We start from the raw sequence: 24,355 nt of genomic DNA on the forward strand, positions 1-24,355 counted from the left end.
CAGTCAGCAGTCAGCAGTCAGCAGTCAGCAGTCAGCAGTCAGCAGTCAGCAGTCAGCAGTCAGCAGTCAGCAGTCAGCAGTCAGGACTTAATGATCACCGGTCACTGTGCAAAAATCACTCAAAAATCACTTAATATCCGAAAACTTTTAATCCTTCTCCCCGCCGCTTAGAAAAGTAACTGACTGATAGTAGTAGCTATCTGCCTGTCAAACTCCGCGACCAACGCAGCTTCCGCTTAAACACAATACTTGCATTAAGGGCTATAAAGGAATAAAAATACACAAAAAACGAATAATCATTCACCCGGAGATCGCCGTGAAGGAACGTAGTACCGAATTAGTTCAGGGGTTTCGCCATACCGTCCCCTATATTAATGCCCATCGCGGCAAAACGTTTGTCATCATGCTCGGCGGCGAAGCCATCGAGCACACCAACTTCTCCGGGATTGTCAACGATATCGGTCTGCTGCATAGCCTGGGTATCCGTCTGGTGCTGGTCTACGGGGCACGGCCTCAGATAGATGCCAATCTCGCCGATCATCAGCTGACGCCGAACTATCACAAATTTACCCGTGTGACAGATGCCGCCTCGCTTGAGCTGGTAAAACAGGCGGCCGGTCGTCTGCAACTGGATATCACGGCTCGTCTGTCGATGAGCCTGAACAATACCCCTTTGCAGGGCGCGCATATTAATGTGGTGAGCGGCAATTTTATTATCGCGCAACCTCTGGGTGTGGATGATGGCGTGGATTACTGCCATTCAGGCCGTATCCGCCGCATCGACCATGCCGCTATCCACCGTCAGCTGGACAGCGGCGCTATCGTGTTACTGGGGCCGGTCGCGGTGTCAGTCACCGGTGAAAGTTTTAACCTTACTTCAGAAGAGATTGCGACTCAGGTCGCCATTAAACTGAAAGCTGAAAAGATGATTGGCTTCTGTTCCGAGCAGGGCGTCAGTGATGATGACGGTAATATTATTTCGGAAATGTTCCCCGACCAGGCTCAGCAACGTATCGACAGCTTTGAGCAACAGGGGAATTATCTGTCGGGAACCGTACGCTTCCTGCGGGGAGCCGTGCAGGCTTGCCGTAGCGGGGTTCCCCGCAGTCACCTGATCAGCTATCTGGAAGATGGCACCCTGTTACAGGAGCTTTTTTCGCGCGACGGAATCGGGACGCAGGTGGTGATGGAATCGGCCGAAAAAATCCGTAAAGCGACCATCGATGATATCGGGGGGATCCTAGAACTGATCCGCCCGCTTGAGGAACAGGGGATCCTGGTGCGTCGTTCCCGTGAACAGCTGGAAATGGAAATCAATAAATTCACCGTCGTGGTACGGGATAATCTGACCATTGCCTGTGCTGCCCTCTACCCCTTCCCTGAAGAACAGATCGGGGAAATGGCCTGTGTGGCGGTGCACCCGGAATACCGCAGTTCTTCACGCGGCGAATTACTGTTACAGCATATCTGTCATCAGGCCAGCGCGATGGGCCTGACTAAAATATTCGTCCTGACTACCCGCAGTATCCACTGGTTCCAGGAACGGGGATTCGTGCCGGTCGATATCGAATCTCTGCCTGAAACCAAAAAGAAAATGTACAACTACCAGCGCCGTTCCAAAGTCCTGATGCTGAGCCTGGACTGATCCTGCCACGGCATCTTCCCTGCCGGGAGGATGCCGTCCTCTTTTTACCGTCAGTCAGCCCGCGGCGGTTCATTCACCAGCTGGTCACTTAATCCGCTTCGTCTGCGGGTACGTGACTGTATCGCCCGCGTAAATACGGCTTCATCACTGTAAATGGTCAGTTGTGTCCGCGCCCGGGTAATGGCGGTGTATACCAGTTCCCGGCTCAGAACCGGGCTGTACCGGGCCGGCAGCACCAGAGCCGTATGATCAAACTCCGAGCCTTGCGATTTGTGAACCGTCATTGCCCAGGCCGTATCATGCGGCGGTAAACGACTGGGGTGAACCGCTTTTACACTGCCATCCGGCAGCAGGAAGTGCGCTTTCAGCTGTTGCGTTTCATCGAACATAATGATGCCAATATCACCGTTAAACAGCCCCAGAGCATTGTCATTACGGGTGATCATCACCGGACGTCCGGCATAAAGATTACCGCTTCCGGCGGCCGGCGGTAGCCGCTGCTGTTGCCTCAGGCGCTGTTCAATGCGCTGATTCAGACCGCTGACGCCAAACGGACCTTCGCGTAACGCGCAGAGCAACTGATAGCGGCTGAAGGTAAGTAACACTTCTGCCGGGGAGGCATGGTTATTCACCTTTTCTATCATTCCGGCATAGCCCAGGCTGATATCATTCAGCATCGACTGCCATTGCTCCGCAGAATCCAGCGGGCATAACCGGATATCCCGGAAATCCTGGCCCCGGACAGCCGCCAGCCGCGACAGATCGCCCTGATTAACGGCTGCAGCCAGTTGCCCGATCCCTGAACCGGACGAAAACCGGTAACTCTGTTGTAACAGACACAGGCTGTCACGCACCGCGGGAGCCTGAGCGGCTTCTGTACCGGCAATATCCGCGCCGGTCAGCGCCCCCAGTTCTGCCGCACGGGCCGGGCTATAGCCGAATTCCGCGCTACGGCAAAGGTCACCGAGTACAGCACCGGCCTCAACGGAAGCCAGCTGATCACGGTCGCCCAGAAAAATAACTCTGGCCGCAGGCGGCAGCGCACTGATCAGCGAGGCCATCATCGAAAGATCCACCATCGAGGCTTCATCCACTACCAGCACATCCAGATGCAGCGGGTTACCGGCATGATAGCGCAGGCGCCGGGTGGCCGGTTGTGCCCCCAGCAGCCGGTGCAGGGTGGTTGCCTCCTGCGGAAAACGGGCTTTCAGCGCATCGCTGACCGGCAGCGCCTGTAATGCGTTCCCCAGCGATTCGGTCAGCCTGGCCGCGGCTTTCCCGGTCGGTGCCGCCATGCGGATGCGTAAACGGCCAGGCTCCAGGGTGAGCAAGGCGGCCAGCAGTCGGGCAACCGTCGTCGTCTTACCGGTTCCCGGACCGCCGGAGATCACGGAATACTGACGTGTCAGTGCGACGGCCGCCGCCACCTTCTGCCAGTTATTGCCCTCCTCCCCGAACAAGCCGTCCAGTACCTGGCGGATCTGCCCGGGATCCGCTGGCGCAGTCGTCAACCCGTCAGAAAAAAAGCGGGCGACCTGCTTTTCGTAGAGCCACATCCGGTGCAGGTAGAGCTTACGGTGAGCCAGCACCAGCGGTGTGGATTGTGAGCCATCACTTACCGCATCCCAGCCCTCCAGCACTGTCAGCCAGTCATCCTCATTCTCCGGGGCGGCGGCGGCCTGCCAGAGAGCTTCAGCCAGCGCCAGTTGTCGTCCGGCAAACAGAGAGGCCGGCGAAAGCAGCGATAAGGGCAAACAGACATGCCCTTCTCCGGTGCCGGCACTCAGGCAGGCCGCCGCCAGACGGCGGGCGGGTGATCCGCCCCCCTCAGTCAACGCAGCGAACCGCAAATCCAGAGGCCGGAACATCTGTTGTTCCTGCGCCTGCTTCAGCAATGAGTCAAATTCAGACATCGGTATCCTCCGGCCCGGCAAACAGCGCATCCAGCTGATCAATAAAGTCTTCCTCCGGGCGGGTGAAAAACACCCCATTTTCCGGCTGTTCACCGCCCATTCCACGCAGGAAGAGGTAAAACACGCCCCCGAAGTGCTGGCGATAGTCATAATCCGCTATCCGGTGCCGAAGATAACGATGCAGCGCCAGCGAATAGAGCTGATATTGCATATCGTACCGGTGGTCGATCATCGCCTGTGCCATCGCCTGCGGGGTATAGGCAGAACTGTCGGCACCCAGCCAGTTAGACTTATAATCCAGCAGATAATATTTACCCTGCCAGCGAAACACCAGATCGATAAAGCCTTTCAGCATGCCTTTCACCTGCTGAAAATCGACGGCCCCCGCCTGCTGTGAAAGCGGATCATAACGACGCATCAGCGCATCCAGCCGTTCAGGACGCAGCAATGTTTTAATCGGAAGATAGAATTCCATTTCCACCAGCAGATCTTTTGGCTGCAGACAGGAAAGCGACAATTGATCCTCCGCTAACGGGGTCTGCAGCAGGGTATCCAGCCATTGCTGCAGCACCGGTACCCAATGTGGCGGATAGCCGTGGGCAGCGACCTGCTCGCTCAGCCACTCGCCGGGGACGGGCTGTGTAAAATCCAGTTGTTCAAACAGGCTATGCAGGAAGGTTCCGGGCCCGGCACCACGCGGAAAATGATGCGCGGTCAGCTGCTGTTCATCGTCGTCCTGCTGCTCTCCGGCGGCATCAATATCAAAGCCGGGCATAATATCCAGTAACCGGGTACCGTGATGATGTTGCAGACCGGAGTAACTGGTCACACGCCAGGCATCGTTCAGCGAACGGCTCAGACGCCGGCTGGTCAGTTGCGGTTCGGCCTCCGGGTGGTCTGTAAACGCGGGGATCTCTTCCGGATAGGGTTCGCTCACCACCATCTGTTCATTCGCCAGCGCAGCCAGCCGTTCACGCAGGCCATCCGCACTGAGCGCCTGCCCCTTTTGAATCAGGTATCCGATGGCACTGTGGTGCAGATCGGTCTCCCCCTGCTGTTTACGGTTACCGCGGAACAACGGGGCGATGCCGAGACTGCAATGCCATACAGAACGGGTGACCGCCACGTACAGCAGACGCAAATCTTCTGCCAGCCGCTCCTGCTCGGCCAGTTCGAGACTTGCCTCCTCTTTTTCCAGGTCAAGCACCGCCTGGTAATTCTGCCGGTCATGGTAGAGCGCAGAGGCGGCAGGCCGGTAAGCGGCAATAAACGGCAGCCAGACCAGCGGATATTCCAGCCCTTTGGATTTATGAATAGTCACAATCTGCACCAGGTGCCGATCGCTTTCCAGACGCAGTTGCTGATTGCTGCCGTTAATATCGGGACGCAGGATCTGCCGTGACAGGTAGCGCACCAGCGCATGCGGGCTGTCGAGCTGAACCGCGGCTTCCTGTAACAGTTCCCCGAGGTGCATGATATCGGTCAGCCTGCGTTCACCGCCGTCACTGGCCAGCAGGTTTTCCGGTAACTGCTGCTGTATCATCAGATGGCGTAACATCGGCAGAATGCCCGATTTCCGCCAGAGTTGCTGCCAGCCGGCAAAGCGGTCTGTCATCAGGTCCCACTGACGGCTGTCCTGACTGATTTCTTCAATCTGTACCGCACTCAGCCCCATCAGGGAGGTGGCCAGCGCGGTACGCAGGGTTCGTTCCTGTTCAGGGGCCAGTATCGCCTGCAGCAGCCATAATAACTCACGGGCTTCCGCCGTCTGATAAACGCTGTCGCGCCCCGACAGGTAGACGGAATTGATGCCTTTGTTCTGTAAGGCCTTGCGCATCAGGGAGGCTTCCTGACGACTGCGCACCAGCACGGTAATATCCGCCGCACTGACCGGTATTTTTTGCTGCGCAGCATCAATAAAGCAGGCCCGTCCCTGCTGACCGGCAATCAGCCAGCGTGCGATGTCCGCCGCTGCCAGTTGTGCCATAAAATGCTGGTACTCACTAACCCCCATCGCATCGGTGGGCGGCAGCCAGAATCGCATGGCCGGCTGGCACTCCCCGTCATAATGCAGGCGCAGCGGATTATTTTTACCGGCCGCCGCCACCGGTAAAAACGGAATATCGTTAAAAACAAAGGGGTTATCGCTCTGAGAGAATAACCGGTTCACACTGCTCACCATACCGGGAGAGGAGCGCCAGTTAGTCCCCAGCGTGTAGTGAGCACTGACTTTTTTCCTTGCCGAAATATAGGTAAAAATGTCTGCACCACGAAACGCGTAAATCGCCTGTTTCGGATCGCCAATCAGTAGCATCGCATTTTCCGGCTGTCCGCCATAGATCGCCTGGAAAATCCGGTACTGGAGCGGGTCCGTGTCCTGGAATTCGTCGATCATCGCGACCGGGTATCGCTGACGGACAGACTCTGCCAGGCTGGCCCCGGCGGCCTGGCCCAGGGCGTGGTCAAAACGGCTCAGTAAGTCATCAAAACTGAGTAATGCCTGCTGGCGTTTCTGCTGATAAACGGACTGGCGGATTTCACGCAGCGCATGCCCCACCAGGCAATCATATAAGGTGACTTTTTTCTGCAGAAAACGTTCTGCCTGAGTGAACAGAGGGTGTTCCGGCACCGCCCCTTTTTTCGTTTTTTCTGCCAGTACCGACTGCTGAAAGCGTTCCAGTTCCTTCGGGACCAGATAATCACAGGTCTCTTCTGCGGCCCAGGCCGTCAGCTTTTCTATCCACGAAGGTAAGTGTTTACTACTGTAACTGCGCTTATCGACACCGGAATCCTGGATCAGCGGCAGCAGATCTGCCGCCGCCTCGCCCCAGGCCTGCTTAATGGCCTGAATACGGGCAATATTCCTGCGGTGCCGTTCGGTCAGGCTTTCATTGTCTGACGGTGCCGGAGAGATGACCGGCATTTCTCCCTGCAGCCAGGGTTGCAGGGACGCCAGCAGGTGCTCCGGACCGGTAAAGGTTTTCAGGACCTCACGGGCCACCTCTTCTTCCAGCGGGTAACAATAACGACGCCAGAAATCGGCGGCAGCCTGACTGAGCAGTTGCTGTTCGTTTTCCACCAGCTGTTGTTCAAACAACATACCGGACTCAAACGCGTTCATATTCAGCATCCGCTGACAAAAGCCATGAATGGTAAAGACGGAGGAGGCATCCATCTGACGTTCTGCCGCCAGCAGCAGCTCCGTTGCCGCAGTGATATCCTCTATCTGCTCAATCAGTGGCCGCCACTGTGCCGACACCTGTTGCGGATCATCGGCATAGCGCAGACAGGCAATACGCAGTTCATGGATGTTGTGACGAATACGCCCGCGTAATTCGGCGGTTGCGGCCTCGGTAAAGGTCACCACCAGGATCTCTTCGACGCTTAAGGGCCGGTGAAATGCTTTCTCTCCGCCCAGCCCGAGTAACAGGCGCAGGTAGAGGATACCGATGGTAAATGTTTTACCGGTGCCCGCAGAGGCCTCTATCAGCCTCTCTCCCTGTAATGGCAGAATTAACGGGTCCAGCGCTTCAGCCTGCTGAGAATTCATGGGTGTCTACTCGTTAGTCAGTTCAGGAGGATCATCGTGAATGCCGCCGTTATTCCGGCGTATGGGCACGGAGTACCGGCAGATACCAGGTTTCAGCGGCCTGACAAATGGCATTCACGGTATCCTCATTCAGTTCACGGCACAGACGCTGCAGGTAAGGGTCTTCCCCTTCCCCCGGGATCAGTACGGTACCCTGCCAGCCCTCGGTGAGTTTCTGCAGGGCTTTGCGCAGGGTCTCTTCGTCACCGGCAAGCTGCAGCTCTTTATTCAGGCAGGCCTGCAACCAGCCCCCGCCGCTGCGGTTCAGCAACATTAACGGGCTATTCATCCCCTGCAGGTAGCCTGTCAGTAGTTTTTCCAGTTGTTGCATCGCCTCTTCCTGCCCCAGTGGCATAAACCGCCAGCAACTGTCATGGCGGCCATACATGCGGCTGATCCCCGGCATGCCCAGTGCACAACTCACCACATGTTCTATCCATAGCAGTAAACCATCGCTGAGATTCAGTTCCCCCGGACGCCAGCGCAGTATGCCGTCATCCTGAACCCCGGTCAGCCAGCCGGTCAGGCGCAATGAGAGAGTCAGATCCACTTCCACACTGCGGCTTTCCGTCAACTGGTCGCTGACTCTGGCGGCGATGTCCTGCATTTCACTGAGTTGTTTATCCCGGAAAATGTTACCAAAGGCCCCGTAAGGCAGATGTCCTGCCATCCGCTGCCGTCTGAAAAACTGTTCGCTGTCATGCCGGCTGACCAGAGTATTCAGCAGCTGAGTGTTGATCTGATAGCGTTGCAGGTTATCCAGCTCAAACGGTTCAGTGTCCGGCAATTCATCCTCCTGCGCCAGGAAACTGATCCCCAGACGCTGGGTAAACCACGCCCGTACCGGATGACGCCAGAAACGCAGTAACTGGTCGAGCGACACCTCTTCCGGACTGAACGGTTCCAGCGGCGTCACAAACGCCGGGACCGGCAGCCCCTGACCACTGGCCGCCGGCAGCCACTCGCTGGCAAAACTTTGACGGGCATGTTCCGCAATAAAGTTTTCCGGGGCAAACGGGGTGCGGCTATGCTGATATAACAGGTGCTGCATCACCTGCTGCGCACTGTCATCCACATTCAGTGATTCACTGCCGGGCAGGCGGAAGCTGCGGGTAACATATTCACAGAGTTCACTGACCAGTACCGACGGCAGCCGTTCGGCATTGTCACGGATACTGCGCCCGATATAGCTGATGTAGAGCCGGTCCCTGGCAGAGAGCAAGGCCTCAAGAAACAGATAGCGGTCATCATCACGCCGGCTGCGGTCCCCTTTTCGCGGGGACTGCTGCATCAAGTCAAATCCGGAAGGGGTCAGGGTGCGCGGATAAACGCCGTCATTCATCCCCAGCAGACAGACCACTTTAAACGGGATTGAGCGCATCGGCATCAGGGTACAGAAGTTCACCTGACCGGCCAGGAACCGCTGGCTGATCCGCTCCTGTTCCAGACGGCTGCGCAGTTCATCGCGCAGCACCGTTACAGGAACCTCGCCCGGATAGCGGGACTCCAGCCCCTGCTCCAGCAGTTGACGCCACTGTTCATCAATCAGTACCAGGGCCGTTTCGCTGTCCGTGTCGCCGGCAAAAAAGGTATCGATCAGTTCACGGCAACAGGGCTGCCACGCTTCCAGTGTCAGTGACTGCCGCAGACGCTGTCGCCATTCGGCCAGACAACTGAGCAGTTCTGCCAGTTGCCCGGCCAGTTCGGCCTGCAATCCGGCAGATTCATCATAGGGCAGGATCCCCTGCCAGTCGCCCTGCTCACTTTCCAGCGCATAGCCCAGCAGCATCCGTTGCAGGCCGAACTGCCAGGTATGCTGGCCGGTCACAGGCAGTGAGAGATCACTGACGCTGCTGTCATCCAGCCCCCAGCGCACTCCCGACTCATCGACCCAATGGCGCAGTGTCCGCAGGCCCTGTTCATCAATGGCAAAACGTTCCGCCAGGGCTGGCACCTCCAGCAGAGCCAGAATATCTTCAGAGGTAAACCGGCTGTCCGGTAAGGACAGTAACTGCAGAAAGGCCTGGATCACCGGGTGTGCCTGGCTTGCCCTGCGGTCAGAAATGGCAAAAGGCAGATACCGTTCACGGCTGACATCGGTAAATACCGACTGAATAAAGGGGGAGTAACTGTCGATATCGGATACCATCACGATAATATCGCGGGGCTTTAACGTCGGATCGGCATCCATCAGCCCCAGCAGGTAATCCTGTACCACCTCGACTTCACGCTGCGGACTGTGGCAGGCCCGCAGGGTAAAGGAGTCATCCTGCGGGTTCAGCAACCGCCGGGCACTGCTGTTATTAAATTCTTCCGTCGTAATACCGATCACAGCGTGATCTTCCAGCGTCAGAATATCCTGCTGTAGCGAGTGCAGTAGCGTATCGTGCCCCGGTTCGACAAAGGCATCGATTTCATTATCCAGAGCGTCCATCTGCGCCAGCAAATAGAGGTTATCGCGCCCCAGTTTCCCCCACGAAGCCAGCAGTGGTTGCGTCAGTTGCTGTTCCCCGTCCGGACCAAACAGCGATGAGGCCTGCCCCGGGTCACGGAACAGCGGGCGTTGCTGTGAAGACTGATGCAGCTTACGCTGACGGCTTTGCAGCTTCGCCAGAAATGCCGGGTCACGGATATCCCCCCAGTAATCACGACAAGGGTTAGTAAATAGCAGATGGATATCAATATGGCGGCCCAGGGCCTGCAGGGCCTGCAGATACACCGGCGGCAGTGCTGAGATACCGCAGATAAAAACCCGTGGCGGCAGGCCTTCCGGCGGAGTGTCACAATTTTCCAGAGCTTCAATAAACCGGGAATAGAGGTTAGCACGGTGCCATTCGGGCTGTTCCAGTTCGGCGGTATACGCGACCAGCGCCCGCCACAGAGGCGCCTGCCACTGCTGCGCCTCTCCCAGACCATCGACCTGTTGTTGCTGTTCCCACAGGTTCAGCCAGTCCGGACGATACACCAGATACTGGTCAAACAGGTCAGCAATGCGGGTGCTTAACTGAAACAGCTTACGTTTATCATCATCATCGTTCAGGTAATGGCGGAGCGGCAGAAAGGTGTCCTGTGACAGAAGTCCGGGCAGTAACGTCATCAGCTTCCAGCTCATGGCGCTTTTATTGAAGGCACTTTCTTTCGGGATACCGGGGAGTACGCAGACAAACATCTGCCAGATAAAACTGGCCGGTAGCGGAAACCCGATATTCGCGGCCACCGAAAACTCTTCCGCCAGCGCCATTTGCAGCCACTGAGCCATACCGGGACTCTGCACCAGTACGACCTCTTTACTGAACGGATCAGCTAACGGCTCCCTTTTGATAAGGTGTGCCGTCAGATCTTTTAAAATATCCAGCTGATTTGAATGATAGACCCTGAACATATTGTCTCCTGCGACGCCTGCCGTCTCTGCCACGTCACTCTACCTGCTCATCTTCCGGTTGCAAGCCCCGCGCCCACTTATTACGGTAAACGATCACCAAAGGGCGGACAAAACAGTTGTTGCAGGGTGGCCTGCCGGCGAAATGGTCCTTCCGTATGTGCGATTACCCGCACACAGCCGTCTGCCGCAGGCTGACGGCTGACATCACTGCGCCAGCCGGCGGGGGGCTTGCCCGCCAGTACCTGAGCAGCAGCCCGTACGGCATCGCGTTGTGCCCATTGTCGCTGGTAACTGCTGACCAGTTGCCGATGGTACTGACTGAGCAGCAAAACGCTGAGTGAGAGGATCAGTAAAGCGATAAGGCATTCAGCCAGACTAAAGCCCCTGCCGGCATTCCCGTTCATCGGGTAACGGGCAAAGGTCACTCCAGCCAGCAGGGATGGCGGTAATACGCGAACGGGCCGCATCTGCTGGCTGAACCCATCGCCAGAGCAGTATCTCGCCATTGGCCGATTGCCCGCGTAATATCCCGCGTTCGCGGGTCTGCCATAACAGGCAACTGCGCCAGCCTTCTTCCGGGGACTGCCGGCATTGCCATCCCTCATGGTCTTCCCAGCGTTGCTGTCCACCCCAGGCCAGTGACGATGCGGCCTGAAAGAAATCCTGCAGGTAATGATATTCATCGCTCCCTCCCGGCATACCGGCCCGTAAGATCCGTTCACTGGCCTGCAATAACAGGCTCCCCATCAGCAACAGCAAAACGACAATCAGCAGCGGTGAGCTGCCCCGCTGTTTCACAGGTTTTCGGACAGCACCCAGTGCCGTCGCGTCAGCGTCACTCCGGAACCGGCGCTGGCCGTCAGTTCCACCCCCAGCCGGGAACGCTCACGCAGAAAGCGTAATCGCATAATCTGCAGCGATGCCGGATCATTAACGCCTTCCCACCCGGAGCCGTCACAGCCTGTTACCCCCCGCTGAGTCTCCAGGCGTTTATCCCGCCAGCGGAAGCCGTAACTGTCATTTTTCAGGCTACCGGAAACCTCTCCCGGCACATAGCGCCGCGACTGTAACCGCACTATCAGGCAGCGACCATCGGCACTCAGTATGACCGGCGGACGGGCACAGGGCGGCTTTTCGCAGTACCCCGCACGCCGGAAATGTTTTTCCAGCATCAGCAGCAGTTCATGGACTTCCTGTGCCAGCAGGGTTTGCTGTTGCAGTCGTCCGTTGTTCCGGACCAGATGCGGGAAAAATCGCGCCGCGCCCAGAAAGATACCGCTGCTGATCAGCAGGGCCAGCAACATTTCCCCCAGGGTAAAGCCGTGACGCTTTCCGCTGCGTTTCCCCGGTTTCGGCATTATTCGCATCCCCCTGCCGCTGGCTGACAGAGCCTTATCCTCGCCCGCGACGAAATAATCACCCGCATGCGCCGGGCGGGTGTACCAAACTCCAGGCTGCCTGCCCGCGCAACATTCCGGCGACCGTAAAACCCGGGCTCCCCGAGCACCGCCAGTAACTGTATCTGCGGATAGGGCGCGCGCCAGACAAAACGGGCCGTCCGCAAACATCCGTTGCGCTCTGCCTGAGGACGGGTGTCCACGCACCAGATATCGCCACTGCGATAAATGGCCAGCGGCAGATGACGATTGGTGCGGTTCGCAACCTCGCGGACCCCGGCAAGAAACACCTGTAAACCGGTCGCCGTCTCTGCCAGTTGCTGTTGCTCACGCCAGCCCTGCCAGAACAGGCCGCCGCCGCCCGCCAGTAAGGCAGTGATCAGCAGGACCAGTGCCAGTTCAGGCAAAGTGAATCCATCCGAAGAAAGGTGAGTGTTGTTATTCATATCCGCAGTATGCGGCAGAAAAAGCAGCCGGTACTCCGGCAACGCGACAGCCTCCGGGCGGCTACGCAGAAAAAGACCGGTCACCTCAGAGATTCAGCGGGATTTGTGCGGAGAGGCAAAAAAAAGCGGCAGTGCCAATGCACTACCGCCGTGATGCGTTTACTGCGCGGATGAACTCAGACGGCGACCGGGGCCTTGATCGCCGGGTGAGGATCATAGCCTTCAATCTCAAAATCATCGAAGGTGTAATCGAAGATGGAATCAGGCTTACGCTTGATTTTCAGCACCGGTAACGGGCGTGGCTCCCGGGTCAGTTGCAGACGCGCCTGCTCAAGGTGGTTGTTGTACAGGTGAGTATCCCCGCCGGTCCAGACAAAATCACCCACCTGCAAATCGCACTGCTGGGCGACCATATGCACCAGTAAGGCATAGCTGGCGATATTAAACGGCAGGCCCAGGAAGACGTCACACGAGCGCTGATACAACTGACAGCTCAGACGGCCATCCGCCACATAGAACTGGAAGAACGCATGGCAGGGTGCCAGCGCCATTTTGTCCAGTTCACCGACGTTCCATGCAGAAACAATAATACGCCGTGAATCCGGGTCCTGTTTCAGCTGACGAATGACCTCACTGATCTGGTCGATATGGCGGCCGTCTGCCGAAGGCCAGCTCCGCCACTGACGACCATAGACCGGCCCCAGATCACCCTGTTCGTCTGCCCACTCATCCCAGATAGTGACCTTATTCTCCTTCAGATAAGCAATGTTGGTTTCCCCTTTCAGGAACCAGAGCAACTCATGAATAATGGAGCGGATATGACACTTTTTGGTCGTGACCAGCGGAAAGCCCTGCTGCAGATCAAAGCGCATCTGGTGACCAAATATCGACAATGTGCCGGTACCTGTACGGTCATCTTTTGATGCACCCTCGTTTAAGACTTTCTGCATCAGTTCCAGATACTGTTTCATTTTACTTCACCCGGTTGTTTCAGCGAGCTTCTACGGTAAGCCCAAATCATCATAATCACACCGGCCAGAATCATCGGAATCGACAGGATTTGCCCCATACTGATCACACCGTCAAACAGACCCAGCTGGGCATCCGGTTGGCGGAAGAATTCAACGATGATACGGAAAGCGCCGTAACCAATCAGGAACAGACCTGACACACTTCCCAGCGGGCGCGGTTTGCGAATAAATACATTCAGGATGATAAACAGGATCACCCCTTCCAGCAGCAGTTCATAGAGCTGTGACGGATGACGTGGCAGGACACCGTAGGTGTTCAGTAATGACTGCCACTGCGGATGCGTCGCGACCAGTGCCAGATCCTCATCCCTCGAGCCCGGGAATAACATCGCCCATGGACAGTTCGGGTCGACGCGGCCCCATAATTCGCCATTGATAAAATTACCCAGACGTCCGGCACCCAGCCCGAAAGGGATCAGCGGTGCAATAAAGTCAGAGACCTGGAAAAAGTTACGGCCGGTACGATGGGCAAACACCAGCATGACCACGATGACGCCGATCAGGCCGCCATGGAAGGACATCCCGCCATCCCAGACTTTGAAGAGATACAATGGATTCTGTAAAAACAGCGGCAGGTTATAAAACAGCACATAACCGATCCTTCCGCCCAGGAAGACCCCGAGGAACCCGGCATAGAGCAGATTTTCGACTTCATTACGGGTCCAGCCACTGCCGGGTTTATCGGCGCGACGTCCGGCCAGCCACATAGCGAAAATAAAGCCGATCAAATACATCAATCCGTACCAGTGCAGTGATACCGGACCGATAGAAAAAATCACCGGGTCAAATTTTGGAAAAGCGATATAGCCGTTAGTCATCTTTCACCATTATTCTTTCTATCTGAAAGCCTGTCACCGGAAAAACCATTTTACCGGTGAAGACCGCGAAGAGTTGCGCATGATAGCACAGCCACCCGGGGCCGGGGGTGGCTAAATGTAAACGGGGATGAGCCGCTAACGTCCGCCGCGGATCAACCCTCCGAGTCCCCGCCGCTCCATAAAGACGGCCACCTGATAACGGACTTCACTCGCGGTACTGGCCTGTAATACCTGTGCAACCAGTTGCTCTGTCTCGCTGCAATCCAGGTGACGCAGCAGGTATTTCACCCGCGATACGTTTTTACCGTTCATACTTAAATGGCGGTACCCCATCCCGGTCAGCAGCGGCACACTCATCGGGTCACCGGCCATTTCACCACACACACTGATCGGCAGGTTATGGCGCCGCGCCTCTAAGTTAATCTGATACATCGCTTTCAGTACCGACGGATGCAGCGAGTCGTAAAGGTTTGCCACCCGGGTATTATTCCGGTCAACGGCCAGCAGATACTGCGTCAGGTCGTTGGTCCCGACCGAAATAAAGTCAACCGTACGGGCCACCTGCGGTATCAGAAAAATCATCGACGGTACTTCTATCATGACACCGACCTGAGGCCGCGGGATCTCGTAGCCCAGCATCTCTTCGACTTCATGCCCTGCCCGCTCGATCAGTTTACGGGCCTCATCGATCTCCTCGATACTGGTGATCATCGGTAACAGAATTTTAAGGTTACCGGAGGCCGCATTGGCACGCAGCATCGCCCTCACCTGAACCAGAAAAATTTCCGGCTGGTCGAGCGTCAGACGAATTCCCCGCCAGCCCAGGCTGGGGTTTTCTTCGCTGATGGGCATATACGGCAGCTGTTTATCGGCCCCGATATCCAGGGTACGCAGGGTCACCGGCTTATTATTAAAGACCTGCAGCATGCCCTGATATTGCGCGACCTGCTCTTCTTCCGACGGAAAGCCACTCTGCAACATAAAAGGCACTTCGGTACGGTACAGGCCGACACCATCGACCCGGTCTCCCATCGTCTGCTCAAGCTCGGCACTCAGACCAGCATTCAGCAGGATAGTCACCGGTTCACCGTGTTTCATGACCCCTGGCTGCCCGGCGACGGTCTCGGCGGTTTCGCTGAGCGCATTCTCTTCGCGGATCAGCCGCTGATACTCTTTGATCAGTATCGGCTCAGGGTCTATCAGTAATTCCCCCCGGTAACCGTCAACAATCAGCAGATGTTTGTGTAACTGTCCGGGACGGATATCCGCTCCCATAACCGCCGGGATGCCCATGGCCCGGGTCAGAATGGCGGCATGGGAGTTCGCCGCACCGTCGCGGACCACTACGCCTATCAACCGTTCCGGAGGCACTTCGGCCAGTGCCGTCGCGGTCAGTTCATCCGCCACCAGCACAAAACGTTCCGGCCAGGCATTGGTGCCATGCAGGCTGTCATCGAGATGGAACAGTAAACGCTGCCCGAGTTCACGAATATCGCCGCTGCGTTCGCGCAGATACGCATCTTTCAGGTCAGCAAACTGCCCGGCGTACTGCTCGATCACGGTTTTAACGGCCCATTCGGCCACGGCACCCTGGTCTATCTCACTGAGCAGGTCTTTCTTCAGCCGCGGGTCACTCAGCAGGTGAGAGTAAAGGTCAAAAATGGCCGCGCTCTCTTTCTGAATACTGCCGGAGAAGCGCTTACTGTAGCGACGGAATTCGTCGCCGGCTTCACTCATCGCCCGTAACAGACGTTCGCGTTCCTGCGCCGTATCCAGCGTCGAGGCCGGGGTGACCTGTTCGAGGGTTGGCTGAATATGGTCAACCCAGCCCGGGGCGACCGCAACCCCGGGTGAGGCGGCAATGGCACGGATACGGCTCTGACGAAATACCCCGAATAGCTGCCCTACCTGCGACTGGGAAAGCAGCGTACCGACCTGGGTCGCCAGGGTGACCAGAAAGGACTCTTCTGACTCGTCAAACGAGCGTAATTCACGCTGCTGAACCACCAGAACACCAAGCACCTGACGACGGTTGATGATAGGTGCGCCCAGAAACGAGCGATAATGCTCTTCTTTTACGGAAGGAATAAATTTGAAGCTGGGATGGCTCTGGGCGTCGGCCAGGTTAATCGGTTCGGCCAGGCGACCGACCAGTCCGACAATCCCTTCATCCAGAGCCAGAGTAATGGTGCGACCACGCGGTTTTTTCAGACCGCGGGTTGCCATCAGGTAATAGCACTGACGCTCCTGATCGGCCAGGTACACCGAGCAGACCTCGGTTTCCATCGCCTGGCAGATCTCATTCACCAGTATATCGAGTGCTTCATTGAGTCTGGAAGCACTGGCTACCTTTTCTACAATATCGCGTAACCGGGTGAGCATCAGCGCCATGCTCTATCCTCTTTTTCTTCGGCCGGGCTGTTGACTGCGTGGCAGTGAATTCTCTGTTGCAGACATCACCACAGTCGCGAACTCTTTCATCACGCGGCGATAGACATCACGTTTGAAAGAGACAACCTGGCGCACCGGGTACCAGAAACTTACCCAGCGCCAGCCATCAAATTCAGGGGTACTGCTTCCCTGGACATTAATGGCATTCTCGTGGCATTGCAGTTGCAGCAGAAACCATTTTTGTTTCTGGCCGATACACACCGGCCGGGTATCCCAACGCACCAAACGTTTGGGCAATTTGTAACGCAACCAGTTACGGGTAGAGGCGATAATCCGTACATCTTTACGATGTAAGCCGACTTCTTCAAACAATTCCCGATACATCGCCTGTTCCGGGGTCTCTCCGGGATTAATGCCTCCCTGAGGAAACTGCCAGGAGTGTTGTCCGAAACGCCTGGCCCACAGAACCTGTCCTTGCCTGTTACAGATTACAATCCCAACATTCGGGCGGTAGCCATCATCATCGATCACCAGACTACCTCAAAGCTATCTTTAGATAGCCTGATTGTTTCATACTCCTTACAGGCGGTAAACCACTGGCTGACAGGGATTCGACAGAATAAATCAGGGATAACCCACAAAAAACCTTAGAGTTATAAACAGAGACCGGTCAGAGAGCCTGATTTTATGCACCTTTTCTGTGGATAGCTTTGTGCAGAACACGGGATTTCCCTGAATAATAGCGAAATCCCCCGTAAAGTACCGGGTGAGGAAATAAAAAATAAATTGCTATATTTCATTTAGTTAAGCAATTAACCACAGGCAAAAACTAAGGGTTTTACGGGCCGTGCCGCAAATAACTTAGCGAGCAGAACAAAAAATAACCATCGCTATTTTTATCCACAGTTTATGGTGATATGTTATCCACCATCGCAAAAAAAATTGCACGGACCGCTAAAGTCAAGGCTGTAAATCGAACCAGTAGTCAGGGTCATACACAGTTATCCCATTTTTCTGTGGATAACTCTGCGTATAATCCTGTTTATTACCCATGACAAACAGGTATAACGCTGGCCCCTGTTCTTCTGACATCCCGCCGGGTACATAAAAAAGTGCGTTGAATCATGCTATTATTAGATTTACTCACTGCATTCAGGCGTATCAATAAATCCCCCCGCCTGGCAGGTTGTTTTTTAATCAGTTAAATGAGGGCTTATGTCTGACTCGCCGGCACCTCTGGCCGCCCCGGAAAATGAACAGGTATTACTGCAGCGTGCTTATGCGCTCGCCGGACAAACACTGGAAGAACTGGCTGCCACGTTCTTCCTGCCGGTGCCGGCCGATCTTCGCCGGGATAAGGGCTGGATAGGGACCCTGATCGAATGGCACCTCGGGGCGTCGGCAGGCAGTAAGGCGGAACAGGACTTTGCGCATCTGGGGATCGAACTGAAAACCATACCTGTGGATAGCCGGGGGCAGCCACTGGAAACCACCTTTGTCTGTGTTGCGCCGTTAACCGGTAATACCGGTGTCAGCTGGCAGCACTGCCACCTGCGTCATAAGTTATCGCGTGTCTTATGGGTGCCGGTGGAAGGTGAACGGTCCCTGCCCCTGAAACAGCGACGGATAGGCACCCCGTTATTGTGGAGCCCTACCCCGGAAGAGGAGGAACAGCTGCGCGCGGACTGGGAGGAACTGATGGAAATGATTGTACTGGGTGACGTGGATAAAATTACCGCCCGCCACGGTCAGTATCTGCAAATCCGCCCGAAAGCCGCCAACCGTAAAGCCCTCACGGAGGGCATCGGGGCACAGGGCCAGCCCATCATGACGCTGCCACGCGGCTTCTATCTGAAGAAAACCTTTACCGGGCCGCTGCTGGCCCGCCATTTTCTGCTGTGATTTTTTACTGTAACCGATTAATCCTGCCCGGTTATACTCTCTGTTTAGCTTTCGTTTAGGATTGATGTGAATATGTTTGAGTGGATTGCTGATCCCAATGCCTGGCTGGCGCTGGGGACACTGATAGTGCTGGAAGTGGTTCTGGGTATCGACAATATTATTTTTCTGTCGCTGGTGGTGGCTAAGCTCCCTGAGAAACAACAGGATAAAGCCCGTAAACTGGGTCTGATGGCGGCGATGCTGATGCGTCTGGCACTGCTGGCGTCTATCGCCTGGGTGGTGCGACTGACTCATCCGCTGTTTACCGTGTTTGATCATGCCCTATCGCTGCGGGATCTTATTCTGATGGCGGGCGGGCTGTTCCTGATCTGGAAATCGGCCAAAGAGATCCATGAAACCATCGAAGGGGGCGAAGAAGTGCACGAGAGTCGCGTGTCTTCTTTTGCCGGGGCGATTATCCAGATCATGCTGCTCGATATTATTTTCAGCCTGGATTCAGTGATCACCGCCGTGGGTCTGTCTGACCATCTGTTTATTATGATGGCCGCAGTGGTAATTGCGGTGATTATGATGATGTTTGCGGCAAAGGCTATCGGCGAGTTCGTTGACCGTCATCCGACCATTAAGATGCTGGCGCTGGCATTTCTGATCCTGGTCGGCTTCACCCTGATCCTGGAGAGTGTGTCGATACACGTACCGAAAGGCTATATCTATTTCGCCATGTTCTTCTCGATGGGCGTGGAGATGCTTAACCTTTTGCGAAGTAAGAACAAATCACATTAGCCCTCCGCCGGCGGAAGGCCGTCTCTGTGACGGGAAACTTCCGCCGGACATCCCGGTTTTTATCTGATTTTCACGTTTTTTTGCGCTTTATCGTCGGTTTCATAGCGCTGCTGTTTGTCTGTGGCAGAGAAATCATTTATTACTATAACCTGTAATAAAATGACAACTGCACATGAGGAGAGCCATGAACGGATTACGTATCATTGCAGGCGGCGGCCTGATGCTCAGCGCACTGCTGCTCGGCGGCTGCAGCAGCCATTATGTCATGGCCACCAAAGACGGCCATATGATCATGACCCAAGGCAAACCGGAGATCGATAAAGATACAGGGCTCGTCCAGTACACCGATGAGTCAGGGAATCAGGTTCAGATCAACGGGGATGAGATTTCCGGCATTATCGAACGCTGATTTCAGCCTGCCGCTGTTCCGGCGGCAGTCGCGGGTACTTTTTTCCTTTCGCGCCATCATTTCGCCGGTTATAGTCCGGAGAGGCCTTTTTTACCCGTAACCACAGAAGGAAGCCAGCAATGCATTATCACCGCATTCCCCATAGTTCGCTGGAAGTCAGTCAGCTGGGACTGGGTACCATGACCTTTGGTGAGCAAAACAGTGAAGCCGATGCCCACGCACAGCTCGATTTTGCCCTGAGACAGGGAATTAACCTGATCGATACTGCCGAGATGTATCCCGTTCCGCCACGCCCGGAAACCCAGGGACTGACGGAAAAATATATCGGCAGCTGGCTGAAGAAGACCGGTAACCGCGACAAAATCGTACTGGCGAGTAAAGTGGCCGGTCCGGTACGTGGCAATGATGCCTCGATCCGTCCGGGGCAGGCGCTGGACCGTAAAAATATCCGTGCCGCCTTAGATGCCAGCCTGCAGCGACTGAATACCGATTATCTCGACCTCTATCAGTTGCACTGGCCACAACGGCCTGCCAACTTTTTTGGTCGTCTGGGCTATGAGTATACCGACGAAAACGTACCGGTGACCCTGCTGGAGACCCTGGAGGCACTGACTGAGCAGGTCCGTGCCGGCAAGATCCGTTATATCGGGGTATCTAACGAAACCGCATGGGGCGTGATGCGCTATCTGCAACTGGCAGAAAAGCATGACCTGCCACGGATTGTGACCATTCAGAACCCGTATAGCCTGCTGAATCGCAGTTTTGAAGTCGGTCTGGCAGAAATCAGTCAGTATGAAGGGGTAGAGCTGCTGGCTTACTCATCGCTGGCTTTTGGTACGCTAAGCGGAAAATACCTGAATGGCAGGCAACCTGCCGGGGCGAGAAATACCCTTTTCAGCCGTTTTACCCGATACTCCGGTGAGCAGTCATCACAGGCGATTGCAGCCTATGTGGCACTGGCTGAGCGGCACGGGCTGGACCCGTCACAGATGGCACTGGCATTTGTCCGCCAGCAACCTTTTGTCGCCAGTACCCTGCTGGGTGCCACCACTCTCGAACAGCTGAAAATCAATATCGACAGTGCTAATCTCACGCTGAGTGCAGAAGTCATCGCAGAGCTGGAAGCTATCCATCGCCGCTTTACCTACCCTGCCCCCTGACCGGCCTTTTTCTGCACCGCCACGCGGTGCAGAAACCTCACTGGCGACGGTGTTTCAGCCACTGCCAGCTCCAGAGCAGTGTGATCCCCAATGCGAATAAGCCGCCGAAGGCACAGCCGGTCGCAACCGGAGGTGCGCCCAGTCTGACCGCCAGGGTATAGATCGCCAGCATCCCCAGCATGGCGACATTTTCACCCAGATTCTGTACCGCAATGGCATAACCGGCCCCGACCGATGCCCGGCCTCGAACCTGTAACAACGCATTCAGCGGCACGACAAACACCCCGCCACAGACACCGGCCATGATCAGCCAGAAACCGGCAGTGTACATGTGGTGCATCAGGGTAAAAATAATCACCACCCCGCCCAGCAAAATACCCGCAGGGAAGCAGCGCCGGGTATTCTTCAGGGTAATCAGCCTGCCGGCCAGCAATGCCCCACCGACGATACCGACGGCCACCAGCGCATTCAGTAGCGTCGGCGTGGTGTTGTCGGTGATCCCTAATGCCACCGGCACCCACAGCACCAGCAGGAAACGCAGCGTTACCCCGGCCCCCCAGAACAGGCTGGTGCCGATCAGCGAGAAGCGGGTTTCACTGTCCTGCCAGAGGGTGCGGCAGGCGGTCAGAAATTCCTCCAGCATCACCCGCAGATGACGGTATTGTGCCGGCCGGGCGGCCGGCAGCCCCGGGATCATGATATTCGCCAGCACCGCCAGTGCGTAGATGACAGCACACATCAGCAGGGCCGTGGAAACATGCCAGTCGGCAAGCATTCCGCCGGACAGCGATCCCAGCAGGATCGCGGCAATGGTAGAGCTTTCCATTAATCCGTTCCCCCGGATCAGTTGATCCTCGGGCATCAGTTCCCCCAGGATGCCGTACTTCGCGGGGGAGTATGCCGCGGCACCGACACCGACCAGTCCGTAACCGATAAAAGGATTAACATTAATGCCGATCAGTACCGCCCCGATAAATTTCAGGCCGTTGGCGACCATCATCACCCGGCCTTTAGGAAAGCTGTCCGCAAACTGCCCGACAAAGGGGGCCAGCAGAATGTAGGCCACCACGAAAACCATCTGTAGCACAGGTTGCGACCATGCCGGGTAGTCATTATTTTTCATCAATGCCAGGGTCGCAAATAACAGCGCGTTATCGCCAAACGCCGAGAAAAATTGCGCGGTCAGCACCGGACGCAGCCCTCCGCGGCCGGCCGGCGGCGGTATAATGATATTACTCATGATCCTTTACCACTGTGGACGGTGTTGTCGTCGCAGCCATTGTTTTAAGTTGCTGATAGTCCGGTTTGCCACTGCCCAGCAGGGGCATCTGTGGCAGCCAGCGAATATCACGCGGCACACTCAGTTCGCTATAGCCCAGCTCACGCCCCGCCTGCAGCAGCCTGTCCCGTGTCAGCGTGTTATCCGTGCTAAACAGGACCAGCGCTTCGCCACGCGTGGCATCGGTTCTGACGACCGCGGCATGCTGATGTTCCGCCGACACCTTCAGGGCCAGAGTCTCCGGGATCTCCAGCGAGACCATTTCCCCGGCCAGTTTGGCAAAACGTTTCACCCTGCCCTGAATACGGCAGAAACCATCGCTGTCAAAACTGACCAGGTCGCCGGTGTCATACCAGCCGGCTTCCATAACGCCTTCACCGTTATCCGCGGACGGTGGCTCAATCACCCCGGGGGCCGTCGCCCGCAGATAGCCTTTCATCAGGTTCGGGCCCCGCACCTGCAGCCGCCCGCCGTCGTCGATGCCGGGAACCGCGATCAGCCGGAAGTCCATCGCCGGAAGGATGCGACCGACGGTATTAAAGCGGGCCGCCATCGGCACATTGATCGACAATACCGGGGCGCATTCTGTCGCGCCGTAGCCTTCCAGAATGCGTAAACCAAACTTTTCCAGGTAGAGATCACGGGTCGATGCCGGCAGACGGTCAGCACCGGCAACCACATAACGGATGCGCGCAAAATCATAAGGATCGGCAAAACGGGCATACTGTGCCAGGAAAGCCGGAGTACCGAACAGCACGTTGCAGTTCCGGTCATAAACCAGTTCGGGAATAATGCGGTAATGCAGAGGGCTGGGGTAAAGTAGCGCCTCTGCGCCGGTAAACAGGGGGGTCAGCAGACCGACCGTCAGACCAAAGGCATGAAATAACGGCAGGGAAGACATAAAGCGATCCCCCGGTCTGAAATCTGCCACGGTGCGGATCTGTTCGACATTAGCCAGCAGGCTCTTGTGGCTGTGTACCACCCCTTTCGGGTCACCTTCCGAGCCGGACGTAAAGAGGATCACCGCGGCATCCTCCGGGGACTGCGGGGCATGGGCCCGCTCCGGTTGCAGCAGATGACGGAGGATCCACAGCTTATCGCGGACAGTCAGTGACCCTTTCAGATCTTCCAGATAGATCCAGTTCACTCCTTGCAGTCCTTCGGTCAGGTGCCAGAGTTTGCCCTTATCGAGGAACTGCCGGGAGGTAAAGATAGTGGTGATTTGGGCTGCATTCACCGCCACCTGCAATCCGCGCACTCCGGCAGAGTAATTCAGCATTGCCGGGACGCGGCCGCGTAAAATCGCCCCGAAAATCACCGCCGGGGTGATGGACGTATTGGGCAGTAACAGGCCGGGTGTCTGTGCGGGCGGGCAATACTTGTCGAGTAACCGGGCCACGCCCAGCATCTTTTTCAGCAGTTTCCGGTAACTGTCGGCCGGGGATAAGACATCCGAGATACAGGTCCGTCCCGCGCCATAGCGTTTTGCCGCACTCAGGAAGGCTTCAAATAAGGTTTCTCTGGGGCGGGCCGCCATCCGGGCTTCCATCATAATATGATGCAGATGTTCACCGGCCTGTGCCCGGCGCTGGCGTCCGGTAGGTGCCGCCGGCATCGGTATGCGGGTGGCAGGCAGGATATGCAGGCTAATCTGCGGGAAGGGGCGACGCGGGATCTCTCCGCTCTGGCGCGCAAACCAGCTGTATTCTGCTCCCTCGATGCGTACCGGCACCACGGTCGCTCCGGTTCTGGCCGCCAGAAAGCTGGCTCCGCTGTAAACTTTCATCAGTGAACCGGTGATACTGATCCGCCCTTCCGGGAAAATCACCACCGGTCGTCCCTGATTAATCAGACGAATAAGCTGTTTAACGGAGACCGGTTTTAACGGGTCCAGCGGGACCACCTCAACCAGTGAACGGACGACTTTCATGTACCAACGGTCAGACAGCCCGGACCAGACCGCAAACACCGGTTTACCCGGTAAGAACAGGCTCAGTAAGACACCATCAAGAAAAGAGGTATGGTTAGGAGTAATCAGTAATTTGTCATGCTGAAAGGGTGACAAATCGCCGTGCACCCGCACCCGCCAGAACAGACGGCAGAGTCCACGTAACAGACTAAACATCCACTCTCCTTAATATTCAAACAGTCGTCCCCGGATTAAACACGTTTGTGTCGCAGGACACAATTAATCAGCACGAAATGTCGCT

18 protein-coding genes are annotated in these 24,355 nt (G+C 56.2%); 5 read left to right on the forward strand and 13 right to left on the reverse strand.

The genetic code is table 11. The features are described from left to right. Window positions 1-316: 316 nt before the first annotated feature. Window positions 317-1,645, forward strand: coding sequence for an amino-acid N-acetyltransferase (argA, locus tag JK223_RS10620; protein WP_212714164.1), 1,329 nt, complete (start codon window positions 317-319; stop codon window positions 1,643-1,645). A gap of 50 nt (window positions 1,646-1,695) precedes the next feature. Here argA and recD read toward each other — a convergent pair whose 3' ends face one another. From recD to rppH, 11 genes are all read right to left on the reverse strand, one after another. Next, window positions 1,696-3,558, reverse strand: coding sequence for an exodeoxyribonuclease V subunit alpha (gene recD, locus JK223_RS10625; RefSeq protein WP_212714165.1), 1,863 nt, complete (start codon window positions 3,556-3,558; stop codon window positions 1,696-1,698). Beyond that, a complete protein-coding gene (gene recB, locus JK223_RS10630; protein ID WP_212714166.1) occupies window positions 3,551-7,108 on the reverse strand; it encodes an exodeoxyribonuclease V subunit beta in 3,558 nt (1,185 codons plus the stop codon). Before recB ends, recD begins: the two co-directional genes overlap by 8 nt. 49 nt (window positions 7,109-7,157) lie before the next feature. Next, window positions 7,158-10,529 (reverse strand): exodeoxyribonuclease V subunit gamma, encoded by a 3,372-nt coding sequence (recC, locus tag JK223_RS10635; protein ID WP_212714167.1) that lies wholly within the window; start codon window positions 10,527-10,529, stop codon window positions 7,158-7,160. Between the two features lie 80 nt (window positions 10,530-10,609). Continuing rightward, on the reverse strand, window positions 10,610-10,933 hold the full coding sequence (locus tag JK223_RS10640) for a prepilin-type N-terminal cleavage/methylation domain-containing protein (RefSeq protein WP_212714241.1): 324 nt from the start codon (window positions 10,931-10,933) through the stop codon (window positions 10,610-10,612). Further along, a complete protein-coding gene (locus JK223_RS10645; RefSeq protein WP_212714168.1) occupies window positions 10,905-11,327 on the reverse strand; it encodes a DUF2509 family protein in 423 nt (140 codons plus the stop codon). The genes JK223_RS10640 and JK223_RS10645 overlap by 29 nt, the downstream gene beginning before the upstream one ends. After that, window positions 11,324-11,887: a prepilin peptidase-dependent protein gene (locus JK223_RS10650; protein WP_212714169.1), complete on the reverse strand. Its 564-nt coding sequence runs from the start codon at window positions 11,885-11,887 to the stop codon at window positions 11,324-11,326. Before JK223_RS10650 ends, JK223_RS10645 begins: the two co-directional genes overlap by 4 nt. Beyond that, window positions 11,887-12,456 (reverse strand): prepilin-type N-terminal cleavage/methylation domain-containing protein, encoded by a 570-nt coding sequence (locus JK223_RS10655; RefSeq protein WP_371813109.1) that lies wholly within the window; start codon window positions 12,454-12,456, stop codon window positions 11,887-11,889. The genes JK223_RS10650 and JK223_RS10655 overlap by 1 nt, the downstream gene beginning before the upstream one ends. 92 nt (window positions 12,457-12,548) lie before the next feature. After that, window positions 12,549-13,343, reverse strand: a complete 795-nt coding sequence (gene thyA / locus JK223_RS10660; RefSeq protein WP_212714170.1) for a thymidylate synthase — start codon at window positions 13,341-13,343, stop codon at window positions 12,549-12,551. Beyond that, complete coding sequence (gene lgt, locus JK223_RS10665) at window positions 13,340-14,221, reverse strand: prolipoprotein diacylglyceryl transferase (protein ID WP_212714171.1); 882 nt, start codon at window positions 14,219-14,221, stop codon at window positions 13,340-13,342. Before lgt ends, thyA begins: the two co-directional genes overlap by 4 nt. Before the next feature lie 135 nt (window positions 14,222-14,356). Beyond that, window positions 14,357-16,603 carry a phosphoenolpyruvate--protein phosphotransferase gene (gene ptsP, locus JK223_RS10670; protein ID WP_212714243.1) on the reverse strand — a complete coding sequence of 749 codons (2,247 nt, stop codon included), beginning with the start codon at window positions 16,601-16,603 and terminating at the stop codon, window positions 14,357-14,359. Window positions 16,604-16,615: 12 nt separating this feature from the next. Next, on the reverse strand, window positions 16,616-17,143 hold the full coding sequence (rppH, locus tag JK223_RS10675) for an RNA pyrophosphohydrolase (RefSeq protein WP_025902652.1): 528 nt from the start codon (window positions 17,141-17,143) through the stop codon (window positions 16,616-16,618). Between the two features lie 684 nt (window positions 17,144-17,827). Between rppH and mutH the strand changes: the two genes are divergently transcribed. From mutH to JK223_RS10695, 4 genes are all read left to right on the forward strand, one after another. Beyond that, on the forward strand, window positions 17,828-18,514 hold the full coding sequence (gene mutH / locus JK223_RS10680) for a DNA mismatch repair endonuclease MutH (protein ID WP_212714172.1): 687 nt from the start codon (window positions 17,828-17,830) through the stop codon (window positions 18,512-18,514). A 72-nt stretch (window positions 18,515-18,586) separates the two neighbouring features. Further along, window positions 18,587-19,297: a TerC family protein gene (locus JK223_RS10685; RefSeq protein WP_212714244.1), complete on the forward strand. Its 711-nt coding sequence runs from the start codon at window positions 18,587-18,589 to the stop codon at window positions 19,295-19,297. 184 nt (window positions 19,298-19,481) lie between these two features. After that, window positions 19,482-19,706 carry a YgdI/YgdR family lipoprotein gene (locus tag JK223_RS10690; protein WP_212714173.1) on the forward strand — a complete coding sequence of 75 codons (225 nt, stop codon included), beginning with the start codon at window positions 19,482-19,484 and terminating at the stop codon, window positions 19,704-19,706. 119 nt (window positions 19,707-19,825) lie between these two features. Further along, window positions 19,826-20,866, forward strand: coding sequence for an NADP(H)-dependent aldo-keto reductase (locus tag JK223_RS10695; RefSeq protein WP_212714174.1), 1,041 nt, complete (start codon window positions 19,826-19,828; stop codon window positions 20,864-20,866). 37 nt (window positions 20,867-20,903) lie between these two features. On the opposite strand, the gene lplT is transcribed toward JK223_RS10695, so the two are convergent. Then, window positions 20,904-22,109: a lysophospholipid transporter LplT gene (lplT, locus tag JK223_RS10700; protein ID WP_371813112.1), complete on the reverse strand. Its 1,206-nt coding sequence runs from the start codon at window positions 22,107-22,109 to the stop codon at window positions 20,904-20,906. Then, complete coding sequence (gene aas, locus JK223_RS10705; RefSeq protein ID WP_212714176.1) at window positions 22,099-24,270, reverse strand: bifunctional acyl-ACP--phospholipid O-acyltransferase/long-chain-fatty-acid--ACP ligase; 2,172 nt, start codon at window positions 24,268-24,270, stop codon at window positions 22,099-22,101. The genes lplT and aas overlap by 11 nt, the downstream gene beginning before the upstream one ends. Between the last annotated feature and the right edge of the window lie 85 nt (window positions 24,271-24,355).

The organism is Tatumella sp. JGM118 (assembly GCF_018257515.1).
Lineage (GTDB): Bacteria > Pseudomonadota > Gammaproteobacteria > Enterobacterales > Enterobacteriaceae > Tatumella > Tatumella terrea.

Coding starts and splice junctions, on each gene's coding strand:
- recD (WP_212714165.1), bottom strand. CDS start 3,558: ATGTCTGAATTTGACTCATTGCTGAAGCAGGCGCAGGAACAACAGATG.
- recB (WP_212714166.1), bottom strand. CDS start 7,108: ATGAATTCTCAGCAGGCTGAAGCGCTGGACCCGTTAATTCTGCCATTA.
- recC (WP_212714167.1), bottom strand. CDS start 10,529: ATGTTCAGGGTCTATCATTCAAATCAGCTGGATATTTTAAAAGATCTG.
- JK223_RS10640 (WP_212714241.1), bottom strand. CDS start 10,933: ATGAACGGGAATGCCGGCAGGGGCTTTAGTCTGGCTGAATGCCTTATC.
- JK223_RS10650 (WP_212714169.1), bottom strand. CDS start 11,887: ATGCCGAAACCGGGGAAACGCAGCGGAAAGCGTCACGGCTTTACCCTG.
- thyA (WP_212714170.1), bottom strand. CDS start 13,343: ATGAAACAGTATCTGGAACTGATGCAGAAAGTCTTAAACGAGGGTGCA.
- lgt (WP_212714171.1), bottom strand. CDS start 14,221: ATGACTAACGGCTATATCGCTTTTCCAAAATTTGACCCGGTGATTTTT.
- ptsP (WP_212714243.1), bottom strand. CDS start 16,603: ATGCTCACCCGGTTACGCGATATTGTAGAAAAGGTAGCCAGTGCTTCC.
- mutH (WP_212714172.1), top strand. CDS start 17,828: ATGTCTGACTCGCCGGCACCTCTGGCCGCCCCGGAAAATGAACAGGTA.
- JK223_RS10685 (WP_212714244.1), top strand. CDS start 18,587: ATGTTTGAGTGGATTGCTGATCCCAATGCCTGGCTGGCGCTGGGGACA.
- JK223_RS10690 (WP_212714173.1), top strand. CDS start 19,482: ATGAACGGATTACGTATCATTGCAGGCGGCGGCCTGATGCTCAGCGCA.
- JK223_RS10695 (WP_212714174.1), top strand. CDS start 19,826: ATGCATTATCACCGCATTCCCCATAGTTCGCTGGAAGTCAGTCAGCTG.
- aas (WP_212714176.1), bottom strand. CDS start 24,270: ATGTTTAGTCTGTTACGTGGACTCTGCCGTCTGTTCTGGCGGGTGCGG.